The sequence below is a fragment of the Microbacterium sp. genome (assembly GCF_047602155.1).
Classification (GTDB): Bacteria; Actinomycetota; Actinomycetes; order Actinomycetales; family Microbacteriaceae; genus Microbacterium.
This window is the reverse complement of the sequence record NZ_JASGHZ010000001.1, coordinates 3,059,188-3,080,161: the sequence shown is the minus strand read 5'-3', so window position 1 is coordinate 3,080,161 and position 20,974 is coordinate 3,059,188. Positions and strand designations below refer to the sequence as shown.

Here is a 20,974-nt window from a genome sequence, read left to right as displayed (position 1 = left end):
GTTACCCCGGCGGCCTTGGCGGCCGCGCCTGTCACCCCGGCGGCCTTGGCGGCCGCCTTGGGCCAGTTCCCGCCGACGGCGGAGCAGGCGCGGGTGATCGCGGCGCCCCTGTCGCCGGCGCTCGTCGTCGCGGGCGCGGGCAGCGGCAAGACCGAGACGATGGCGGGGCGGGTCGTGTGGCTCGTCGCCAACCGGCTCGTCGCCCGCGACCAGGTGCTCGGGCTCACCTTCACGCGCAAGGCGGCGGGCGAGCTCGCCGAGCGCATCCACCGGCGGCTGCACCGGCTCGGCGAGCTCGAGCAGCGCGGCCTCCTGCCCGCGCTCGACGCCCTGCACGCGGCGGGTCGCCTGGACGTGCTCGGCGACCTGGAGCGGTCGGGCGCTCCCGACCGCGAGCGGTGGCCGGTGCTCGACGAGCTCGCCGCGGCATCGTCGGCGGCCCCGGGTCCGATGGCCCAGGGTCCGATGGCCCAGGGTCTGGCGGACCAGGCTCCGGCGAGCCAGGGCACGGGCGGCACGCCCGGTGCGCCGGATGCCGACACGCTGCTGCACCGGCCGACGGTCACGACGTACAACAGCTTCGCCGACGCGATCGTGCGCGAGCACGCCGTGCTCGCGGGGCGCGACGCCGAGGCCGCCGTGCTCAGCGAGTCGGCCGCGTGGCTGCTGATGCGGCGGGTCGTGCTGGAGTCGGACGATGTGCGGCTGGAAGGCCGCGACGAGGCGCTGCGCTCGATCATCGACGGCGCGCTGCGCATCGCCCGCGACGGCGTGGACAACCGCGTCGACCTCGACGAGCTGGCACGCTTCCCCGAACTGTTCGCCGACGTGCTCGAGCGCCCGTCGACCTCGGCGCGCGTCACGGTGTACGCCGACGTCGCGAAACACGCGAGGTCGGTGGGCGGCCTCGCGGTGCTTGTCGGCCTCGCCCGGGAGTACGCGCGGCGCAAGCGCCGTGCCGGCGTCATCGACTTCTCCGATCAGGTCGCGGGAGCCTTCGACGTCCTCCGCGCGCACCCCGCCGTCGGCGCCGAGCTGCGTGAGCGCTATCGGGTCGTGCTGCTCGACGAGTACCAGGACACGTCGGTCGTGCAGACCGACCTGCTCGCGGCGGCGTTCCGGGGAGCCGCCGTGATGGCCGTCGGCGATCCGCATCAGTCGATCTACGGCTGGCGCGGTGCGAGCGCGGGAAACCTCGGCGGATTCGCGGCGGCGTTCTCGCCGGTCGGAAGCGCGGACACGTACGCGCTCATGACGAGCTGGCGCAACAGCGAGCGCGTGCTCGCCGCCGCCGCGGCCGTGCTCGCGCCGCTCGCGAGCGGCGCGAAAGACGCCGTCGCGACCGCCGCCGAAGCCTCCGCCGCGACGGCGGGCGCCGGTGGCGCGTCGGTGCCGGTCGCGGCGCTGCGCGCCCGGGACGGCGCCCCGCACGGCGATGTCCAGATCGCGTTCGACGCAGACATCGACGCGGAGGCAGAGCGCGTCGCGGCGTGGTTCACCGGGATCCGCGCCGAGCGTGCGCGTGCCGGCCGCACGACGACGGGCGCCGTGCTCTTTCGCAGCAAGAAGCACATGGTGCACTTCGCCGACGCGCTGGGGCGGGCCGGCATCCCGCATCGCATCCTCGGGCTCGGGGGGCTCCTCTCCACCCCCGAGGTCGTCGACGTCGTGGCGGCGCTGCGGGTCGTGGGCGACCCGCGTTCGGGGTCGGCGCTCATCCGGTTGCTGACGGGGCCCCGCTGGGCGATCGGCCTCGCCGATCTGCGGGCGCTGGGGAGCCTCGCGCGACGCCTGTCCCGCCACGACGCGGCGCTGCAGCCGCTCGCACCCGAGGTGGTCGAGCGGATGCGGACGTCGGCGGGCGACGAGCAGGGATCGCTCATCGATGCGCTGGATTTCTTCCTGCGCGTAGACGCCGATCACGGGTGGCTGAGCGGGTTCACTCCCGCCGCGCGCGAACGGCTGCGGGAGGCGGCCGGGGTGTTCGCGGGGCTGCGGCGCCGGGCCGGACTGCCGATTCCCGAGCTCGTGCGGCTGATCGAGGGCGAACTGCGGCTGGACATCGAGCTCGCGGCCAACGAGGCCCGCGGCCCGGCGCGGCTCGCGGGCGACCAGCTGCGGGCGTTCGTCGACGAACTGCACGGCTTCCTCGCGACCGACGAGCGGGGCTCACTGCCGAGCCTGCTGGCCTGGCTCGACCACGCCGAGCGCCTCGACGAGTTCGCCCCGCGCACCGAGCCGCCCGAAGACGATGTCGTGCAGCTGCTGACGATCCACGGATCGAAGGGGCTGGAATGGGATGCCGTCGCCGTCGTCCGGCTCGTCGAGGACGAGCTGCCGACCCGCGCGAAGGATACGCAGGGCTGGCTCGGGTTCGGCGTGCTGCCGTACGAGTTCCGCGGCGATGCGGCCTGGCTCCCCGCGTTGCGCTGGCGCGCCGAGCACGCGCCGACGCAGCAGGACCTCAAGGCCGCGCTCGACGCCTTCGCCGCCGAAAACCGTGCCCGGCAGATCGAGGAGGAACGCCGGCTCGCCTACGTCGCCGTGACGCGTGCGCGCGACCAGCTGCTGCTGACCGGGTCGAGCTGGTCGGGCACGAAGTCCCCGCGGCGGCCCAGCCGCTTCCTCGCCGAGATCGCCGATGCGCTCGACGTCGACGCGCTCGACCGGCTCGCGGACGACGCGGGGGAGAACCCGTTCGAGGGTCGGCGGCGCGTGCTGCAGTGGCCGCTCGATCCGCTCGGGGCGCGGCGTGGGGTCGTGACCGCCGCGGCGGCCCGCGCCGATGCGGCGGTGGACGCGGCGCTGCCGGCGCCCACCCGCGAGCTGGAACTGCTGCTGGCCGAACGGGCGGCGCGGGAGCGGCCGGCGAAGCCCGCGGCCCCCGTGCGCATCCCGGCATCCCGGTTCAAGGACTACCTCGGCGACGCCCCGGCGCTGGCGCGCGCCATGCCGGAGCGACCGTACCGGCAGACGCGGCTGGGGACGCGCTTCCACGCCTGGGTCGAGCGGCGGTCGGGACTGGTCGGCGCGGGGGCGTCGCCCGACGACGTGCTGTGGGAGCAGGACGACGAGGACGCCGCGGATGCCGAGCTCGCCGCGCTGCAGGAGCGATTCCTCGCCTCGGAGTGGGCGGACCTGCAACCGCTGGAGGTCGAGACCGAGATCGACGTCGCCGTGCCCGACGCGCTCGGCGATGGAGCGCCCCGCGTCGTCATCTGCAAGCTCGACGCCGTCTACCGGCGCGGCGACCGGATCGAGATCGTCGACTGGAAGACGGGGCGCCCGCCACGCACCGCCGCCGAGCGCGACGAGCGGATGCTGCAGCTGCAGCTATACCGCCGCGCGTACCACGCGAAGCACGGCACGCCGCTGGAGGAGATCGACGTCGTCCTGTTCTACGTCGCCGACGGCCTGACGCTCCGCGCCTGATTCCCCCTGACAGCCCGCCGATAGGCCTGATCCCCGCCCGGCAGGGCCGAGGCCGTCAGGCGGTGCCGGTCCAGCGGCGCAGGGCGTTGCGCGCCGCGGTGTCCTGGTCGATGTCGAGGTCGTCGGCATCCGGTTCGCCGAAGAGCGTCGCCTCGCCGGTCGGGGCGGGGATCGGCCCGGTCGGCTGGTCGTGGAAGGGCGCGCCGGCCGCGTCGACGAGGCTCAGCGGGCCGGTATCGCCGGACGGCTCCTCGGCCTCGCCGTCGCCTTCGGCGGTGCGGCCGGGGATCCACTCCAGTTCGTGCGGCTCCAGCGGCTGCGTCTCGACGCCGCCGGCTTCGGCCACCAGGAAGGCGGCGAGGGTGTCGGCGTCGAAGCTGTCGGTCTGCATCGAGGTGTCGACGGCGGCGGTCGCGGGAACGCGCTCCGTCGCGGCGAGCGCATCGTCGGCGGTGACATCGCCCCGGGCGCGCACCGGCTCGTCGCGCACGGTGTCGGCGAGCGAGGTGAGCAGGGCGACGGCGTCGGCCACGACCGACTCCGATCCGCTCGTGTGCCCGTGCACAAGCCACTTCGCGAACTCCAGCTCCGCGTGCAGCCGCGCGCGCTCCGCCAGCAGCGGGTCGGGCGCGCGGTGCGACCGACGGGCGTACTCGTCGAGCACGTCGCCGGCGGCGGCCGGCGCCGACGCGATCCACCGCAGGTCGACGGCGGGGTCGCCGACGCCGAGCCCGCCCCACGTGAGCAGGCCCGTCACGGCGGGCTCGCCCTCGTCGTCGTCTGCGAAGACGAAGGATGCCGGGTCCACCCCGCCGAGAACGACCGTCGTCTCGAAGTTCCACAGCTGCTCGGAGCCGAGCGCGGTGCTCCAGCGCCGCAGCAGCGTGAACGGCAGCAGACCCGTCGCCTCGGCCCGGTCGAGGAGGCGCTCGGCCTCGTCGCGCACCTGCCCGGCCGTCTGCATCGGCAGCCCGGCGTCGCGGATGACGGTGACCGGCAGGTCGTGCACCGCGGCGATCGCCGACGCGAGCGCCGTCGCGATGCCGCGGCCCTCGGGCACGTGCGGGGCGTCGACGCGGTAACCCGGCAGCAGGGTCTGCACGAGCGTGAGATGCCCGTCGACGCCGGTCTGCCCGAGCACGTCGGGGGCGCCGAACGGCAGCACGCCACGGATGCCGGCCGTGAGGGAGGCGAGGGCGTGCGCCTCGGCGCGCAGGTCGGCATCGGCTTCGCCGTCGACCGGAACCCGCACGACGACGCGCCGACCGTCGTCCAGCGTGACGATCGCGCTGTCGTACCGGCCCGACACCCCCTCCGTCAGCGGGCCGACGCCGACGACGGCCACCTGGGGGAGGGCAGAGGTCACCGACGCGGCTAGAGTGAGGGGTGAGCGTGCCATGCCCCCAGGGTAGGCGCGCCAGGCCCCGTCTCCGTGTGCGCCACGCCCGGCAAGGAAGGTCCCGGATGTCGCCGTCGGACGCCCCGCAGCCCCCCGCTCTCGCCCGGGCGGGCATCGACCGCGCGGCGCACGAGCGCACCGACCCGGACCTGCTCGCCCGGCTGCGCGCCGATCCGGCGACCCGCGTCGTCGCCGTCCACGGCGACCGGGCCCGCCTGAGTCCCGACGGCGGGCTGCGCACGACGCCGGTGGCGCAGGCGCACGCCGACGCGCAGTGGGCCTTCCTCGGCCGCGACGCGGAGGGCGCCGCCCTGCTCGTGGCCGCCGCGCCGGCCGACGCGGAACCCCCGGCCGATGCCGCGGACGGCCGCTGGGTGTCGCTGCGCGCGGCCGGCGGCGCCCTGACGGGCACGGATGCCGCCGTCTTCGTCGAGGCGGTGTGCCTCGGGCGCTGGCTCGCCGACGCGCCGTTCTGCCCCGCCTGCGGCGCACGCACCGAGGTGCGCTCGGCGGGCTGGTCGCGGCAGTGCCCCGCGTGCGGCCGCGAGCACTTCCCCCGCACCGATCCCGCCGTCATCGTCGCGGTCGTCTCGCCCGACCGCTCCCGGCTGCTGCTCGGCCAGAACGCCCTGTGGGCCGACCGTCACATGTTCTCGGCCTTCGCCGGCTTCGTCGAGGCGGGGGAGTCGCTGGAGGCGGCGATCGTCCGGGAACTGTACGAAGAGGCGGGCGTGCACGCGCACGAACTCCGCTACCTCGGCTCGCAGGCGTGGCCCTACCCGCGTTCGCTCATGCTCGGGTTCCACGCCACCGCCACGGATGCCGCCGACGCGCGGCCCGACGGCGAGGAGATCGTCGCGGTCCGCTGGTTCGACCGCGACGAGCTGAAAGACGCCTTGGCCGGTCGGCCGACGGCCGGACCGCCGTTCGCGCTGCCCGGATCGGCATCCATCGCGCACAGCCTCATCGTCGACTGGGTCGAGGGCGCGTGAGCGAGGGAGCGCTGGCGGGGCTCGACGAGCAGCAGCGCGAGGCGGCATCCATCCTCCGCGGGCCGGTGTGCGTGCTCGCCGGCGCCGGCACCGGAAAGACGCGCGTCATCACCCACCGCATCGCGCACGGGGTCGACACCGGCGCCTACTCGCCGGGGCGCGTCATGGCGGTCACGTTCACCGCGAAGGCGGCGGGCGAGATGCGCGGGCGCCTGCGCGCGCTCGGCGTCGAGGGGGTCGCGGCGCGCACGTTCCACGCCACCGCGCTGGCGCAGCTGAACTTCTTCTGGCCGCAGCTGGCCGGCGATGTCGCCCCGACGATCATCGACAACAAGGTCCGGGTGCTCGGCCAGGCCGCCGACGCCCTGCGGCTGCGCCTCGACGGCGCGACGCTGCGCGACGTCGCGAGCCGCATCGAGTGGCGCAAGGTGACGATGCGCTCGATCGAACAGGATGCCGCAGCCCACCCCGCCGGCATCGGCGCACTCGGCGCCGCCGCGCTGGCCGACCTGCAGCACGCGTACGAGAAGGTCAAGGACGAGCGTCGCCAACTCGACTTCGAGGACGTGCTGCTCGCGTGCGCCGGGATGCTCGAATCCGAGCCCCGCGTCGCGGCCGCCGTGCACGAGCAGTACCGCCATCTCACGGTCGACGAGTTCCAGGACGTGTCGCCCGTGCAGCATCGGCTGCTCGAGCTGTGGCTGGGCGACCGCCGCGATCTGTGCGTCGTGGGCGACGCCAGTCAGACGATCTACTCCTTCGCCGGCGCCGACCCGCGCTACCTGCTCGAATTCGCGAACCGGCACGACGACGCCCGCATCGTGCGGCTGGAGCGCAACTACCGCTCCGACCCGGCGGTGCTCGACGTCGCCAACGCGCTCATGCGCGGACGCCCGGGCGCGCTCGTGCTCTCGTCGCCGCGGCCGCCGCGGTCCCCGGTGCCGCGCGCGAGCGCCTACGGCGACGACGCGGCCGAGGCGGCGGGGGTCGCCGCGGCGATCGCGGCACAGCTGAAGAGCGGCATCGAGCCGCGCGACATCGCCATCCTGTACCGTGCCAACGCGCAGTCGGCGCCGCTGCTGTCGGCGTTGGCGGCGCGGGGGATCGCGGCGACCGTGCTGGGCGGGCGCCGGTTCTTCGACCTGCCCGAGGTGCGCCAGGCCGTCATGGCGCTGCGGGGCGCGTCGGTGGCGAAGGTCGAGACGACGTTCCTCGCCGCCGTGCGCGACGTGCTGCGCTCGCTCGGGCTCACCGACGATCCGCCGCCGGCCGGCGGCGCCCTGCGCGACGCGTGGGAGGCACGCGCGGCGCTGCTGCGCATGGCCGAAGAGGCGCCCGAGGGCACGACGCTGCGCGCCTTCACCGACCAGCTCCTGGCCCGCGGCAAAGACCAGCACGAGCCGGCGCTGCGCACCGTCACTCTCGCGACGCTGCACGCGGCGAAGGGTCTGGAATGGGACCACGTGCACATCGTCGGCCTGTCCGAGGGGCTCCTGCCGATCTCGTACGCCACCGGGCTGGAGCAGGTCGACGAGGAGCGGCGCCTGGCCTATGTCGGCATCACGCGGGCCGGGCGAACGCTGTCGCTGAGCTGGGCGGAGCAGTCGCCGGGTCGCCAGCGGCAGCCGTCGCGATTCCTGCGGGAGATCGGCACCAGCATCGAGGGTGCGGGCGGTGCGCGTGCCACACCCGGCGGGCGTGTGCCGAGCTGACCGTCACCGACACGCTCGCGCCGTCGGCTGCGGGCGGCTGGCCGCGCAGCATCCGCGCGGCCAGCACCACCGCCTCCAGCACCAGCGCCGGGTCGGTGGGCTCGGGGTCGCGCCCCAGCAGTTGGGCGGCCAGCAGGGGCCAGAGCGGGTCGGCGTCGGTGCGGTGCGCGTGCCGGCACGCGAGGCAGCCGGTGCGGCCCGGAACGACGAGGGGGCCGACCCGCACGCGATCGCCCGACACCTCGATCGGGAGGTGCACGATGTCGGCGGCGATGAGTCGTGCGATCCGCCGCGGTTCGAGCAGCTGGTGCGCGACGACGATCATCGGCAGGGCAGGGTCGGGGTCGTCCTGCACCCACCGGGTCAGCGGTGCCGGTGCGAGCCGCGCGGCGCTCAGCCCGGCCGAAGCGGCCTGCGATTCGGCGTAGCCGAGCGCGCCGGGCACCTCGACCTGCACCGCGAGGGGCGACGGCGCCCCGGCGCTCAGTGCCGTGCGGATCTGCCCCGCGAACCGCTCCGCCTCGTGCTCGCGCGCGCCGAGGCTGCGGGCGAGCGGCACGAGCATGGCGTCGGGGATGCCGTCGTGCAGCGCATCGAGCAGCCGCTCCTGCCAGCGGCGCACGTCGTCGACGTGCACGGCGGGGTCGGTGCCCAGCTGCAGGCTGGATGCCGTGCGCCACAGCGGCGGATGTGAGGGAGCCAGTTGGAGCATGCCCCGATTGTGCCCGTGCCCGGAGCCCGTCGTGGCGGTTTTCCACAGGTCGAGTGCGCTCCGGCCGGAAACGGCCCCCTGTGGAGGAGGTCTCGACGCGCCGTCCCGCTCAGACGGGGCGGGGGTCGTTGGGAGTGGACCCGTCGTCGTCCTCGGCGGCCTGCGCGAGCAGTTCGTCCAGCGCCTCGTCGAACGCGTCGCGCACGGGCTCGTCGCCGCGCACACGCGCCTGCAGCCTCGCGATGAGCGCCTGCGGATCGTCGATGTCGTCGGCGGTGGGCATGAGATCGGGGTAGTCCCACAGGCTGTCCCGCGCCGCAACGCCGACGGCATCCGTCACGGCGCGCCACATCGCCGCCGCCTCGCGCAGGCGTCGCGGGCGCAGCTCCAGACCGACCAGCGACGACATCGCCTGCTCGGCGGGGCCGCCGACCGCGCGGCGACGGCGGACGGCCTCGGCGATCTTCGCGGCGGCGGGCAGGCGCGAGGTCGCGTCGGCGGTGACGACGTCGACCCAGCCCTCGATCGTGGCGAGAAGGTTCTCCAGGTTCTTCAGCGCGGCCTCCTGCGTCTCGGTGCGCTGCGGCAGCAGCGCCCCCGACTCGATCGCCTGCCGCAGTTCGTCGGGCGAGGTCGGGTCCAGGCGCGAGGCCAGGTCTTCGAGGGCCTGGGTGTCGACCCGGATGCCGCGGGCGAACTGCGTCACCTGCGAGATCACGTGCAGGCGCAGCCACCGCGCGTGCCGGAACAGCCGGGCGTGCGCGAGCTCGCGGGTGCCGAGGTACAGCGCCAGCTGGTCGCCGGTGACGTCGAGATCGCGGCCGAAGTCGTCGAAGTTCTGCGGCAGGATCGCGGCGACGCCGTCGGGCATGATCGGGATGCCGACATCACCGCCGGAGACGACCTCCAGCGACAGCCGCCCGATCACTCCGCCCAGCTGCGCCGCGAACAGCGAGCCGCCCACACGGCGCATGAACGCACCCGCCTGGGCGACGATCTGCTTCATGTCGTCGGGCACCTGCTCGTCGATGGCCGCCGTGAGCGCCCCCGCGATGGAGCCGGCGACCGGCTCGGCGAGCTCCTGCCACACCGGAAGGGTCTGCTCCACCCACTGCCCGCGGGTGATCGCCTGCGGCGGGCCGGCCAGGTCGGAGATCGTCGTCGCCTCGCTCAGCCACAGCGTCGCGAGGGCGAACGCCTGGTCGAACTCCTGCCGCTCGCCGGAGGAGATGCCCAGGCCGTCCTTGTTGGCCAGGTGCAGCGCCTGCGTCTGGGCAGAGCTCCAGTCGATGCCGTCGTCGCCGGCGGCGGTGAACGCCGTCTGCAGCTGCGCCATGAGCTGGCGCACCATCGCGGGGTCCACGCCCAACTGCGACAGCGCCTCGAGCTGCGCCGGGTCGAGCCCGCCGCCACCGAGGAGGTTTCGCAGCATCTCCTGGAACTCCTCGCCGGAGCCACCGGGGAGGCCGTCCGGAAAGTCGTTCGGGAAATCGTCGTCAGCCATGTCAGGCGCCTTTCAGCAGGCGGATCACGTCCCGTTCTACGCTAGTGGCACGACTTCCCCGCGCGGCCGGTTCGGCCCGCATCCCCGGATGTCGCGTGTACGCCGATCGCGAACGATCGGCCGGGAAGGTCCACCGTGGCACTGTTCGACGAGAGCACGACGATCGTGCCCGCGCGCCGCCGCCCCCGTCCGCAGCCGTTCGTGGCGGGGCTGTGGGCGCTGTCGATCGCCCTGGTGGCCCTGCTCGTGCTCACGGTGCTGCCGACGTCGTTCGTCATCCAGCGGCCCGGGCCGGTCTTCAACACCCTCGGTTCGACGACGACCTCGGCGGGAGAGGAGGTGCCGCTGATCTCCGTGTCCGGTGCCGAGACCTTCCCCACCGCCGGCGCCCTCGATCTGCTCACGGTGCAGGTGGTCGGCGATCGCGAGCGGACCCCCTCGTGGTTCGAGCTGGCGATGGCCTGGTTCGACCCGTCGAAGGCGGTGCTGCCCATCGACGACGTGTTCCCGGAGGGGCAGACCACCGAGCAGCGCAACCAGGAGAGCGCGGTGATGATGGTCGATTCGCAGAAGGAGGCGACCGCCGCGGCTCTGCGCGAACTCGGGTACGACGTGGGCGCGATGGTCCGCGTGTACTCCCTCACCGACGATTCCGCGGCGCAGGGGATCCTCCAGCCCGACGACATCATCCGCGCGGCGAACGGCCAGCCGATCACCCAGACCGACGAGCTGCGCGCCATCATCAACGCCGGCGATGGCGCTCCCGTCGAGCTCACGATCGAACGGGACGGCACGACCCTCACCGAGACCGTCACCCCCAAACAGACCGAGGTCGACGGCGAGGCGACGTGGCTCATCGGCGTCTCGACGCTGCACGACTACGACTTCCCGATCGAGGTGACGATCCAGCTCGACAACGTCGGCGGCCCGAGCGCCGGCATGATGTTCGCGCTCGGCATCATCGACACCCTCACGGACGGCGAACTCAACGGCGGCGAGCAGGTCGCCGGCACCGGCACGATCGACTCGTCGGGCACGGTCGGGGCGATCGGCGGCATCCGGCAGAAGATGTACGGCGCGGTCGGCGCCGGCGCGGAGTGGTTCCTCGCCCCCGCGTCCAACTGCGACGAGGTCGTCGGGCACATCCCGGCCGGGCTGCGGGTGTTCTCGGTGTCGACCCTCGACGACGCGCTCGCCGTGCTGCAGGCCATCCGCGAGGGCGGCGACCTCGACGCGCTGCCCACGTGCACGTAGGCCGGGTGCCGGAAAACGCCGCGAACGGCGCGCACGAGCCCGCCTAGGATGGAGGGGTGACCACGACCTCCGTGCCGAATCAGGCCACGCCCTCACCCTTCCGCCGCGCCGCCGCGATCACGCTCGCCGTGATCGCCGTGATCGTCGTGGGGTTCTTCGTCTTCGCGAGCCTCTACGCCGACTGGCTGTGGTTCGATCAGCTGGGCTTTTCCACCGTGCTGTGGACGCAGTGGACCGCGCGGGTGATCATGTTCGCCACCGGGTTCCTCGCCATGGCGATCCCGGTGTTCGTCGCGATCCAGCTCGCGTACCGGCTGCGCCCCGTCTATGCGCGGCTGAGCTCGCAGCTGGACCACTACCAGGAGGTCGTCGAGCCGCTGCGGCGCCTGGCGATGTGGGGCATCCCCGTCTTCTTCGGCTTCTTCGCCGGGTTCGCCTCGTCGGCGCAGTGGGAGACGGTCTGGCTGTGGCTGAACCGCGTCGACACGGGACAGGTCGACCCGCAGTTCCAGATGGATACCGGTTTCTACCTGTTCTCGGTGCCCTTCTTCTCCACCCTGCTCGGGTTCGCGTCGGCCGTCCTGCTGGTGTGCCTGGGCGTGTCGGCGCTCGTGGCCTACCTCTACGGCTCGGTGCGCATCGGTCAGCGCGAGCTGCGCATCTCGAAGGCGGCCCGCATCCAGCTCGCGGTGATCGCGGGGATCTACCTGGTCGTGCAGGCGGCGAGCCTGTGGCTCGACCGGTACAAGACGCTGACGCAGACCGGCGACCGCATCACGGGCGCGAGCTACGTCGACGTGTACGCCGTCATCCCGGGTCTCACGATCCTGGCGATCGCTGCGACGATCGTCGCGCTGCTGTTTTTCGTCACGGCCGTCATCGGCCGCTGGCGCTTCCCCCTGATCGGCGTGGGCCTGCTGATCGTGTCGGCGCTCGTGGTCGGGGTCGCGTATCCCTGGCTGCTGTTCAACGTGTCGGTGCGACCCAACCAAGAGACCCTGGAGAGCCCGTTCTATCAGCGCAACATCGACGCGACGCAGCAGGCGTACGGCATCGACGGGCTGGAGAAGATCGACTTCAAGGCCGTCACCGACGCCGAGTCGGGGCAGCTGCGTGCCGACGCCGAGACCACGGCATCCATCCGCATCATGGACCCCGCGATCATCTCGCCCACGGTGCGCCAGCTCGAGCAGTACCGCTCGTACTACCAGTTCACCGACCCGCTCGACGTCGACCGCTACCAGTTGGACGGACAGTCGCAGGATGCCGTCGTCTCGGTGCGCGAGCTGAACCTGCAGCAGTTGGGGGCGGCGGCCAGCTCGTGGTACGCCACGACCCTCGTCTACACGCACGGCTACGGCATCGTCGCCGCGAAGGGCAACGATCGCACGACCGACGGCAATCCGGTGTTCCTGGAGCGCGGCATCCCGACCGCGGGGGCGCTCACCGACGAGACCGAGTACGAGCCGCGGGTGTACTTCGGCGAGTCCTCGCCCACGTACTCGATCGTGGGCGGGGGAGACGCCGACATCGAGCTGGACTACCCGCGCGGCACCGATGGCGCAGCGCAGACGAAGACCACGTTCGCCGGCGACGGCGGTCCCGAGGTCGGGTCGCTGTTTCACCGCCTCATCTACTCGCTGAAGTTCCAGTCCACCGACATCCTGTTCTCCGACGCGATCAACCAGGACTCCCAGATCCTGTACGACCGCGACCCGATCACGCGGGTGCAGAAGGTCGCGCCGTACCTCGAGCTCGACAACGACCCGTACCCGTCGGTCGTCGACGGCCGCATCGTCTGGATCGTCGACGGCTACACGCTGAGCGCCAACTATCCGTACTCGTCGATCGTGAGTCTGAGCGACGCGCTCAGCGACACGACGAACGTGACGCCGCGGGTCGCCCTCGACGACGTCAACTACATCCGCAACTCGGTCAAGGCCACCGTCGATGCGTACGACGGCACGGTGACGCTGTACGCGTGGGACGAGACCGACCCGCTGCTGCAGGCGTGGCAGAAGGTGTACCCGTCGACGCTCAAGTCCATCAGCGACATGAGCGGCGACCTCATGAGCCACGTGCGGTACCCGACCGACCTGTTCAAGGTGCAGCGCGCGATGCTCGGCACGTACCACGTCGACGACGCCGCGTCGTTCTTCCGCCGCGACAACGCCTGGAAGACCCCGAACGACCCGGTGCAGGACGACGGCACGCTGCAGCCGCCGTACTACCTGACGATGCAGATGCCCGGGCAGGACGCCCCGACCTTCTCGATGTTCACGTCGTTCATCCCGGCCTCGGAGGGCGATGGCGCGCGGAACGTCCTGATGGGATACCTCGCCGTCGACTCCAACGCCGGCGACGAGGCCGGGGTGAAGGCGGAGGGCTACGGAAAACTGCGGATGCTGGAGATCAGCGCCGACGTGAGCGTGCCCGGTCCCGGGCAGGTGCAGAACACGTTCAACTCCGATCAGGCGATCTCGTCGCAGATCAACCTCCTCAAACAGGGGCAGTCGGAGGTGCTCAACGGCAACCTGCTGACGCTGCCGGTCGGCGGCGGCCTGCTCTACGTGCAACCGGTGTTCGTGCAGGCCTCCAGCGGTACGAAGCTGCCGACGCTGCGGAAGATCCTCGTCGCGTTCGGAGACGAGGTGGCCTTCGAAGACACGCTGCAGGAAGCGCTCGACGCCCTGTTCGGCGGCGACTCCGGTGCCAACACTGGCGACGGCGGCACCTCGACCCCGTCGCCCAGCCCGACCGAGTCCGGTGAGGGCGGCACCGACGGCGGCACCGGCATCGACGTCGCCTTCCAGGCGGCGCTGCAGGATGCGAAGCAGGCGATGCTCGACCGTCAGGCCGCCATGGAGGCCGGTGACTGGACCGCGTACGGTGAGGCCGATGCGCGTCTGACGGCCGCGCTGGACACGCTGCTCAGCCTCAGCGGGCAGTAGGCCCGGGTCTCGGCGTCCCCCGGGGCGCCGGTTCGCGGCATCCGCTGCGGCGAGCACCGCGGCGAAAAACGGAAATGTCGCGAAAAACGGATGCTGGGGGCACCAGGCGTCCGTTTTTGGCGGTTTTTCCGTTTTTCGCGGCGGCGGCGGCAGTGGCCGGGCGGCGGTAGTGGGGGTGCAGGCAGAAGGCCCGGAATCTCAGCGATTCCGGGCCTTCTCTTTGTTGCGGGGACAGGATTTGAACCTGCGACCTCTGGGTTATGAGCCCAGCGAGCTACCGAGCTGCTCCACCCCGCGGCACAAGAAGCAAGCCTAGCACGGGTTTGGCGAGGGTGGCGCGTGCGGCATCGATGCGCTCACATTGCCGCCGCGGCCCGCGGCGGGGGAGGATGGACGGCATGAGCGAAGGCGCCGTTGCCCTCGGCCTGCGCAGGAAGGAACGCCAATGACCCCGGATGCCGTGGGCATCGCCGTCGCCCAGTTCGCCCCGACGGCGGATGCCGCCGCCAACCTCGCCGCGATGGACGCGCTCGCCGCACGCGCCGCCGCGCGGGGGGCTGCGGTCGTGCTGTTCCCCGAGTACTCCAGCTACTTCGTCGATCCGTTCGACCAGACGCTGGCCGCCCACGCGGAGGATCTGGACGGGCCTTTCGTCGCCGGCATCCGGGCGATCGCCGGGCGTCACGGCGTCGTCGTCGTCGCGGGCCTCGTCGAGCGGGCGACCGGGACGCGGGTGCGCAATACGGTCGTCGCCGCAAGTGCCGAGCGCGTGCTCGCCGCCTACCGCAAACTGCACCTGTACGACGCGTTCGGCCAGCGCGAGTCCGACTGGGTGGAGCCGGGCGAGATCGAGGCCCCGCAGACCTTCGACGTCGGCGGGCTGACCGTCGGGCTCATGACCTGCTACGACCTGCGCTTCCCCGAGGTCGCGCGCGTGCTCGCCGACGCGGGGGCCGACGTCGTGCTCGTCGCCGCGGAGTGGGTGCGCGGTCCGCTCAAGGAGTTCCACTGGCGCACGCTGCTGCACGCGCGCGCCATCGAGAACACGTACTACGTCGCCGGCGCCGACCATCCGCCGCCGCTCGGGGTGGGGGCATCCGTCGTCGTCGACCCGCAGGGCGTCGACGTGGCCGGGGTCGGAACCGGCAGTGACGTCGCGGTGGGGTTCGCGGATGCCGCGACCATCGCCCGGGTGCGCGCCGCCAACCCGGCGCTGCGGCTGCGCCGGTTCCGCGTCACGCCGAACTGAGCCGGCGGCTCGCCTCGGCGATGACGTCGGTGCGCTTGCACGCGGCGAAGCGCACGAGCGTCGCGTAATCGGCGCGATGGCCGGGGGAGACGAACGCGGTGAGGGGAATCGCCACGACCCCCGATCGCTCGGGCAGGGCGCGGCAGAAGTCGCCGGCATCCGTCCCCTCGTCCATCAGCGTGGCCGCGTCGGCGACGGTGAAGTACGAACCCGCGGCGACCGATACGTCCAGGCCCGCCGCCGCGAGCCCCGCGCCCAGCAGGTCGCGCTTGGCACGCAGCGTCGCGGCGATGCCGCCGAAGAACGCATCGGGCAGCCCGAGCCCGACCGCGATCGCCGACTGGAACGGCGTGCCGTTGACATAGGTCAGGAACTGCTTGACCGCGAGCACGGCGTCGATGAGCGCGGCGGGACCGGTGATCCAGCCGATCTTCCAGCCGGTGGTGGAGAACGTCTTCCCGGCCGACGAGATCGTGAGGGTGCGCTCGGCGGCGCCGGGGATCGTCGCGATCGGCACGTGCGGCTCGTCGAAGACGAGGTGCTCGTAGACCTCGTCGGTGACGATCCAGGCATCGTGCCGGTGTGCGAGGCGCACGACCTGCTCGCGGACGGCGGCGGAGAAGACCGCGCCGGTCGGATTGTGCGGGTCGTTGACGAGGATGATGCGGGTGCGGTCGGTGACCGCGCGCTCGAGCTCGCCCTGATCGGGCTGGAAGTGCGGCCACCGCAGCGGCACCGTCACGAGCTTCGCTCCCGCCAGCGCGACGCACGCGGCGTAGGAGTCGTAGTAGGGCTCGAAGACGACGACCTCGTCCTCCGGAGAGTCGATCAGGGCCAGGAGGGTGGCCGCCAGCGCCTCGGTCGCCCCCGCGGTCACGAGCACCTCTCGCGCGGGATCGGGCGTGAGCCCGTAGAACCGCCGCTGATGGGCGGCGATCGCCTCCCGCAGCACGGGCACCCCGCGCCCCGGCGCGTACTGATTCGCGCCGTCGGCGATGGCCCTGCGCGCCGCCTCGAGCACCTCGGCGGGCCCGTCTTCGTCGGGGAACCCCTGGCCGAGGTTGATGGCGCCCGTGCGCACGGCGAGTGCGGTCATCTCGGCGAAGATCGTCGGTGCGGGGATGCCGGCAGCGCCGGTGGAGGTCTCGGGCGGGAGCAGTCCGGCACCGCGCGCCGTGCGACGCCATGCTCCGGGAATGTCTTGCATCGGGCCCAGGCTACATCCCCGTCTGACTACATCCATAGGGCCGATACGGTGGAGACACAAGGAACGCACAGAATCGCGGGACATCCTGAGGACGACCTCGTGAACAGACCATTTCACGACGTCAGCTTCGCAACAGTAGTCAGGAAGAAAGAAGCACCGATGAGTGAGAACACCCCCGCCGGCTCTGACGCGGAGTCAGCCGCGGGCGATCAGATCATTCCGCCGCGCCCGCCGCTGCCGGCCCCGACACCGGTGGAGCCCGCTGCGGCGCAGCCGACTGTCGAGCAGCCGTCGGCGCCGTACGCCGCGCAGGCGCCGTACGTCGCTCCCAGCGCGCCGACGCCGCCGGTGCCCCCCGTCTCCTCCACGCCGAGCGCACAGGGTGCGCCGAACGCCCCGACGGCGCCGCTCTACGGCCAGCCGGCATCCGCTGCGACCCCCGGCTCCGCCGGGTCTGCCTACGGACAGCCGACGGCGGCCTACGGCACGTTCGGCGCCGCGCCGGCGGGGCCTGTCACCGGATCGGTCGCGGCCCCTGCCGCCTCGTCCAGCGCGGCGAAGGTCGGTGCGGGCAAGATCGTCGGCATCATGGTCGCGGCTGCCCTCGTCGGCGGTGCCGCGGGCCTCGGCAGCGCCGCCGCCGGCGCGTCGTTCTTCGCGCAGCCGCAGACGGTGGTCACGTCGGGTTCGTCGACCGTGACGGTGAACAACACCGATTCGGTCAACCAGACCACCGCCATCGCCGCGAAGGTCGTCCCGAGCGTCGTGACGATCTCGGCGACGTCGGGTTCGTCGGGCGGCACCGGTTCGGGGGTCATCCTCAGCGCAGACGGCTACGTCGCCACCAACACGCACGTCGTCACGCTCGACGGCGAGACCGGCAACGCGACCATCACCGTGACCGACTCCAACGGCAAGGTGTATCAGGCGACGGTCGTGGGCACCGACCCGACGTACGATCTCGCCGTCATCAAGCTCGAGGGCGCCTCGGACCTGACGCCGATCGAGTTCGGCGACTCGTCGAAGCTGAACGTCGGCGACCAGACCGTCGCCGTCGGCGCCCCCCTGGGGCTCTCGAATACCGTCACGACGGGCATCGTGAGCGCTCTCAACCGCTCCATTCAGATCGCCTCGTCGGCCGCCCCCGAGGGCGAGGACGAAGACCAGGACTCGCAGGATCAGAGCGACGAGTCGCCCTTCCAGTTCGACTTCGGGCAGGGGGAGCAGCAGTCCACCACGACGAGCACGATCTCGATCGCCGTGATCCAGACCGATGCGGCCATCAACCCGGGAAACTCCGGCGGCGCGCTGGTCAACGGCGATGGCGATCTCATCGGCATCAACGTCGCGATCGCGACGGCCAGCAGCTCCAGCTCGAGCAGCTCGGGTTCGATCGGCGTCGGCTTCTCGATCCCCTCGAACATCGTCGAGCGGGTGACCGGCGAGCTCATCAAGAACGGCGAGGCCACGCACGGCCTGCTCGGTGCGATGGTCCAGGATGCCGCGAGCCAGGAGGGCGCGACGCTCGCCGGCGCCTACATCTCGTCGGTCAGCAGCGGCGGCGCCGCCGAGAAGGCCGGGCTGAAGGCCGGTGACGTCGTGACCTCGTTCAACGACTTCCCGGTCACCGACGCCACCGACCTGACCGCTCAGGTGCGGGCGCTCGCCGCGGGCAGCACCGCGACCATCGTGTACGTGCGAGACGGCGAGACGAAGTCGGCCGAGGTCACGCTGGGCGAGCTGACGGCCCAGTAGCTCATCCGCAGCCCAGGACGCCACCCCGCGATAGGCTCGCGGGGTGGCGTCCTTCTCGTTCGGCGCCGGCAACGCCGGGAAGCTCCTGCGCACGCCGCGGTATCTCGCCGGGCGGCTCGCGACGCTCGTCATCCCGCGCACCCGTGAGCTGTGGGTGTTCGGCTGCGCCGTCGGGCTCGCCGACGGCGCGTGGGCGCTGTGGCAGCACGCCGCCGCCCGGGGCGAGCACGCCGTCTGGCTCACCGGGTCGGTGCGCGACGAGGCCGAAGCGCAGGAGCGCGGCATCCCGTGGGTGCGCAAGGAATCCCTCCGCGGCTTCTGGCTCACCGCGCGCGCCGCCGTCATCGTCGTGACGCACGGCTTCGGCGACGTGAACCGCTACGCCGCGACCGGCGGCGTGATCGTGCAGTTGTGGCACGGCATCCCGCTCAAGCGCATCGGCCTCGATTCGGCGGTGACGACCCAGAGCCCCGTGCCGGTCCTGCGCGGCCCGGTGTCGCGGATGCTGGCGGTGCTGTACCGGCGCACGCAGAGCCGCATCCGCGTGCTGCCGGCGGCATCCCATCTCGTGCGCGGCAGGCTGGAGTCGGCCTTCGGCCTGCCGGGCGCCCGCGTCCCGGTGACGGGGGAGCCGCGCGTCGACGTCCTGTCGCAGGGGGCGCCGGATGATCGCCGCGCGGCCGCCCGCGCGCGCCTGGAGAGCCTCGTCGGCCCGCTCGCAGCGGCCACCCGCGTCGTCCTCTACGCCCCGACCTGGCGCGACGGAGCGCCCGATCCGGCCGTGCCGACCGCGGCGCAGCGAGGGCGGCTGCAGGAGCTGATGACCGAGACGGATGCCGTCCTGCTGATCCGCTCGCACCCGCTCGGCGCCGGGGACTATCTGCCGGTGGCGGGGGAGCGCATCCGGATGCTGGGCAGCGACGTCGTCGCCGACGCCACGCCGCTGCTGAGCGCTGTCGACGTGCTCGTCACCGACTACTCGTCGATGGTGTTCGACGCGTCCCTCGTTCCCGTCCCGACCGTGTTCCTCGCGCCCGACCTGGGTGACTATGCGCGCACTCGCGGGTTCTACGGCACCTATGCCGACGTCGCCGGGGACGATGTCGCCGCAGACTGGAACGAGGCCGCCGCCCGGGTGCGCCTCGTGCTGACGGATGCCGGGGAGCGCGAGCGCGCGGCCGACCGGATGCGGCGCCTCGGCGCGCGCGTCCACGCGTTCGCCGACGGACGCAACACGGAACGCGTGTACCGTGCCATACGGGCCGCACTCGCGGCGGGGAGGGTGTCATGACGATCACCGCGCGGATCTGTGCGGCCGACGAGGACCACGCCGGCGCCGAACCCGATGCCCGGCGTGCGGCGGTGCTCGTCCTGCGGGGCACCGGCGACCTGCCGGAGACGGTCGAGCTGATCGGTCGCCGTGCCGCACTGAGCGCGCATCCCCTGAGGACGCATGCGGACGGCGACGGCGCGACGTGGACGGCGCAGCTCGCGCTGGAGGCATCGCGCTGGGGCGGGCCGGTGCTGCCGCTGCCGAGCGGCGACTACCGGCTGCGCGTCGTGGGTGCCGACGGCGCCGAGGTGCCGGTGCCCGAGGCCGTGCCGGACACGCTGACCTCGGCGCTGCGGGCGCGGCTGGCAGGTGGCGTGCTCACCGTGCGCCCGCCGATCCATCCCGCCTACGACTCCGGGGAGGGGCAGGATGCGCTCGAGCGTCGCTACGCGACCCGGCCGCAGGGGCTCGAGAACGCCGTGTTCTTCGAGAGCTTCTACGGACGCAACGCGAGCTGCAACCCGCGCGCGATCGACCGTGAGCTGGCCCGCGTCGCTCCTGGCGTGACCCGGTACTGGAGCGTCGTCGACCTGTCGGTGCAGGTGCCGGACGGCGCCGTCGCCGTGGTCGAGGGGAGCCCGCAGTGGTGGCGCGCCCGCGGCGCCGCGCGGCTGCTCGTGGTCAACGATTGGCTGCGCCGGCGCTACTCCCGCAGAACCGGCCAGGTCGTGCTGCAGACCTGGCACGGCACGCCCCTCAAGCGCCTCGCGCTGCACCGTCCGGGCTTCGACCCGCGCCGGGCCGTGGCCGTCGTGCGCGAGAGCAGGCGGTGGGACGTGCTGCTCGCCCAGAACCCCTCGTCGGAGCGTATTCTGCGCAAGGCATATGCCTTCCTGCGCCGCCCGGTGTGGGTCGAGGGCTACCCGCGCAACGACGTGCTCGTCGCTGACGACGGTGGCGGCGGTGCCGGAACCCGCGCGGCGCTGGGCATCGACGCGCGGGCGCGGGTGCTGCTGTACGCGCCGACCTGGCGTGACGACCGCGACGACATCGTCGACTTCCTCGATGCCGAGCGGCTCGCCCGCGACACCGATTCCGTCGTGCTGGTGCGGGGGCACTCCCGGACGCTGCCCACCGGCACCGACGCGCGCGGCGCGCGGGTGATCGACGTCACGACGTACCCCGACATCTCCGACCTGCTGCTGGTCGCGGACGCGCTCGTCACCGACTACTCGTCGGTGATGTTCGACTACACCGCCACCGGCAAGCCGATCTACTTCTTCGCCCCCGACGTCGAGCACTACCGGGGCGAGCTGCGCGGGTTCTACTTCGACCTGGCCGAGTGCGCCCCGGCCCCTTCGTCGCGACGCAGGAGGAGCTCACCGCGGCCGTGAACGATCCGCAGGCGGCGGCCCGGTACGCCGAGCGCTACGCCCTGTGGCGCAGCCGCTTCAACGCCCGGGACGACGGACACGCCGCCGAGCGCGTGGTCGCCCGCATCCTCGATCAGGGGTTCGTCGACCGCTGACGGGTC

At 72.8% G+C, this 20,974-nt stretch carries 11 protein-coding genes, 1 tRNA gene and 1 pseudogene; 9 read left to right on the top strand and 4 right to left on the bottom strand.

Going from position 1 to position 20,974, the window contains the following annotated elements:
• Positions 1-15: 15 nt before the first annotated feature.
• Positions 16-3,432, top strand: a complete 3,417-nt coding sequence (locus QM720_RS14245) for a UvrD-helicase domain-containing protein (RefSeq protein WP_415127956.1) — start codon at positions 16-18, stop codon at positions 3,430-3,432.
• Between the two features lie 55 nt (positions 3,433-3,487).
• Here the strand turns inward: QM720_RS14245 and QM720_RS14240 are convergent, their stop codons facing one another.
• Positions 3,488-4,831, bottom strand: a complete 1,344-nt coding sequence (locus QM720_RS14240; RefSeq protein ID WP_415127617.1) for a phosphotransferase — start codon at positions 4,829-4,831, stop codon at positions 3,488-3,490.
• Between the two features lie 65 nt (positions 4,832-4,896).
• Here QM720_RS14240 and nudC point away from each other — a divergent pair, with 65 nt between their 5' ends.
• Both nudC and QM720_RS14230 read left to right on the top strand, forming a co-directional pair.
• A complete protein-coding gene (gene nudC, locus QM720_RS14235) occupies positions 4,897-5,823 on the top strand; it encodes an NAD(+) diphosphatase (RefSeq protein ID WP_415127615.1) in 927 nt (308 codons plus the stop codon).
• On the top strand, positions 5,820-7,535 hold the full coding sequence (locus tag QM720_RS14230; protein WP_415127613.1) for an ATP-dependent helicase: 1,716 nt from the start codon (positions 5,820-5,822) through the stop codon (positions 7,533-7,535). The genes nudC and QM720_RS14230 overlap by 4 nt, the downstream gene beginning before the upstream one ends.
• A gap of 821 nt (positions 7,536-8,356) precedes the next feature.
• On the opposite strand, the gene QM720_RS14225 is transcribed toward QM720_RS14230, so the two are convergent.
• Complete coding sequence (locus QM720_RS14225) at positions 8,357-9,751, bottom strand: zinc-dependent metalloprotease (protein WP_415127611.1); 1,395 nt, start codon at positions 9,749-9,751, stop codon at positions 8,357-8,359.
• A gap of 135 nt (positions 9,752-9,886) precedes the next feature.
• Between QM720_RS14225 and QM720_RS14220 the strand changes: the two genes are divergently transcribed.
• The gene (locus tag QM720_RS14220; protein ID WP_415127609.1) at positions 9,887-11,005 is read left to right on the top strand and encodes a PDZ domain-containing protein; all 1,119 of its coding nucleotides are present in this window, start codon (positions 9,887-9,889) and stop codon (positions 11,003-11,005) included.
• A 56-nt stretch (positions 11,006-11,061) separates the two neighbouring features.
• Entirely contained in the window at positions 11,062-13,956 is a 2,895-nt protein-coding gene (locus QM720_RS14215) for a UPF0182 family protein (RefSeq protein ID WP_415127607.1), read from the top strand.
• Positions 13,957-14,179: 223 nt separating this feature from the next.
• Here the strand turns inward: QM720_RS14215 and QM720_RS14210 are convergent.
• Positions 14,180-14,253 (bottom strand) — tRNA-Met (locus tag QM720_RS14210).
• A gap of 148 nt (positions 14,254-14,401) precedes the next feature.
• Here QM720_RS14210 and QM720_RS14205 point away from each other — a divergent pair.
• Positions 14,402-15,205 (top strand): carbon-nitrogen hydrolase family protein, encoded by an 804-nt coding sequence (locus tag QM720_RS14205; RefSeq protein WP_415127605.1) that lies wholly within the window; start codon positions 14,402-14,404, stop codon positions 15,203-15,205.
• On the opposite strand, the gene QM720_RS14200 is transcribed toward QM720_RS14205, so the two are convergent.
• The gene (locus QM720_RS14200; RefSeq protein ID WP_415127603.1) at positions 15,192-16,412 is read right to left on the bottom strand and encodes an aminotransferase class I/II-fold pyridoxal phosphate-dependent enzyme; all 1,221 of its coding nucleotides are present in this window, start codon (positions 16,410-16,412) and stop codon (positions 15,192-15,194) included. The genes QM720_RS14205 and QM720_RS14200 overlap by 14 nt on opposite strands.
• 159 nt (positions 16,413-16,571) lie before the next feature.
• Here QM720_RS14200 and QM720_RS14195 point away from each other — a divergent pair, with 159 nt between their 5' ends.
• From QM720_RS14195 to QM720_RS14185, 3 genes and pseudogenes are all read left to right on the top strand, one after another.
• Positions 16,572-18,167, top strand: coding sequence for a S1C family serine protease (locus QM720_RS14195; protein ID WP_415127601.1), 1,596 nt, complete (start codon positions 16,572-16,574; stop codon positions 18,165-18,167).
• A 43-nt stretch (positions 18,168-18,210) separates the two neighbouring features.
• Positions 18,211-19,458 (top strand): CDP-glycerol glycerophosphotransferase family protein, encoded by a 1,248-nt coding sequence (locus QM720_RS14190; RefSeq protein WP_415127599.1) that lies wholly within the window; start codon positions 18,211-18,213, stop codon positions 19,456-19,458.
• Positions 19,455-20,968 (top strand): annotated as a pseudogene (locus tag QM720_RS14185) (CDP-glycerol glycerophosphotransferase family protein). The gene QM720_RS14190 and the pseudogene QM720_RS14185 overlap by 4 nt, the downstream one beginning before the upstream one ends.
• Positions 20,969-20,974 lie beyond the last annotated feature (6 nt).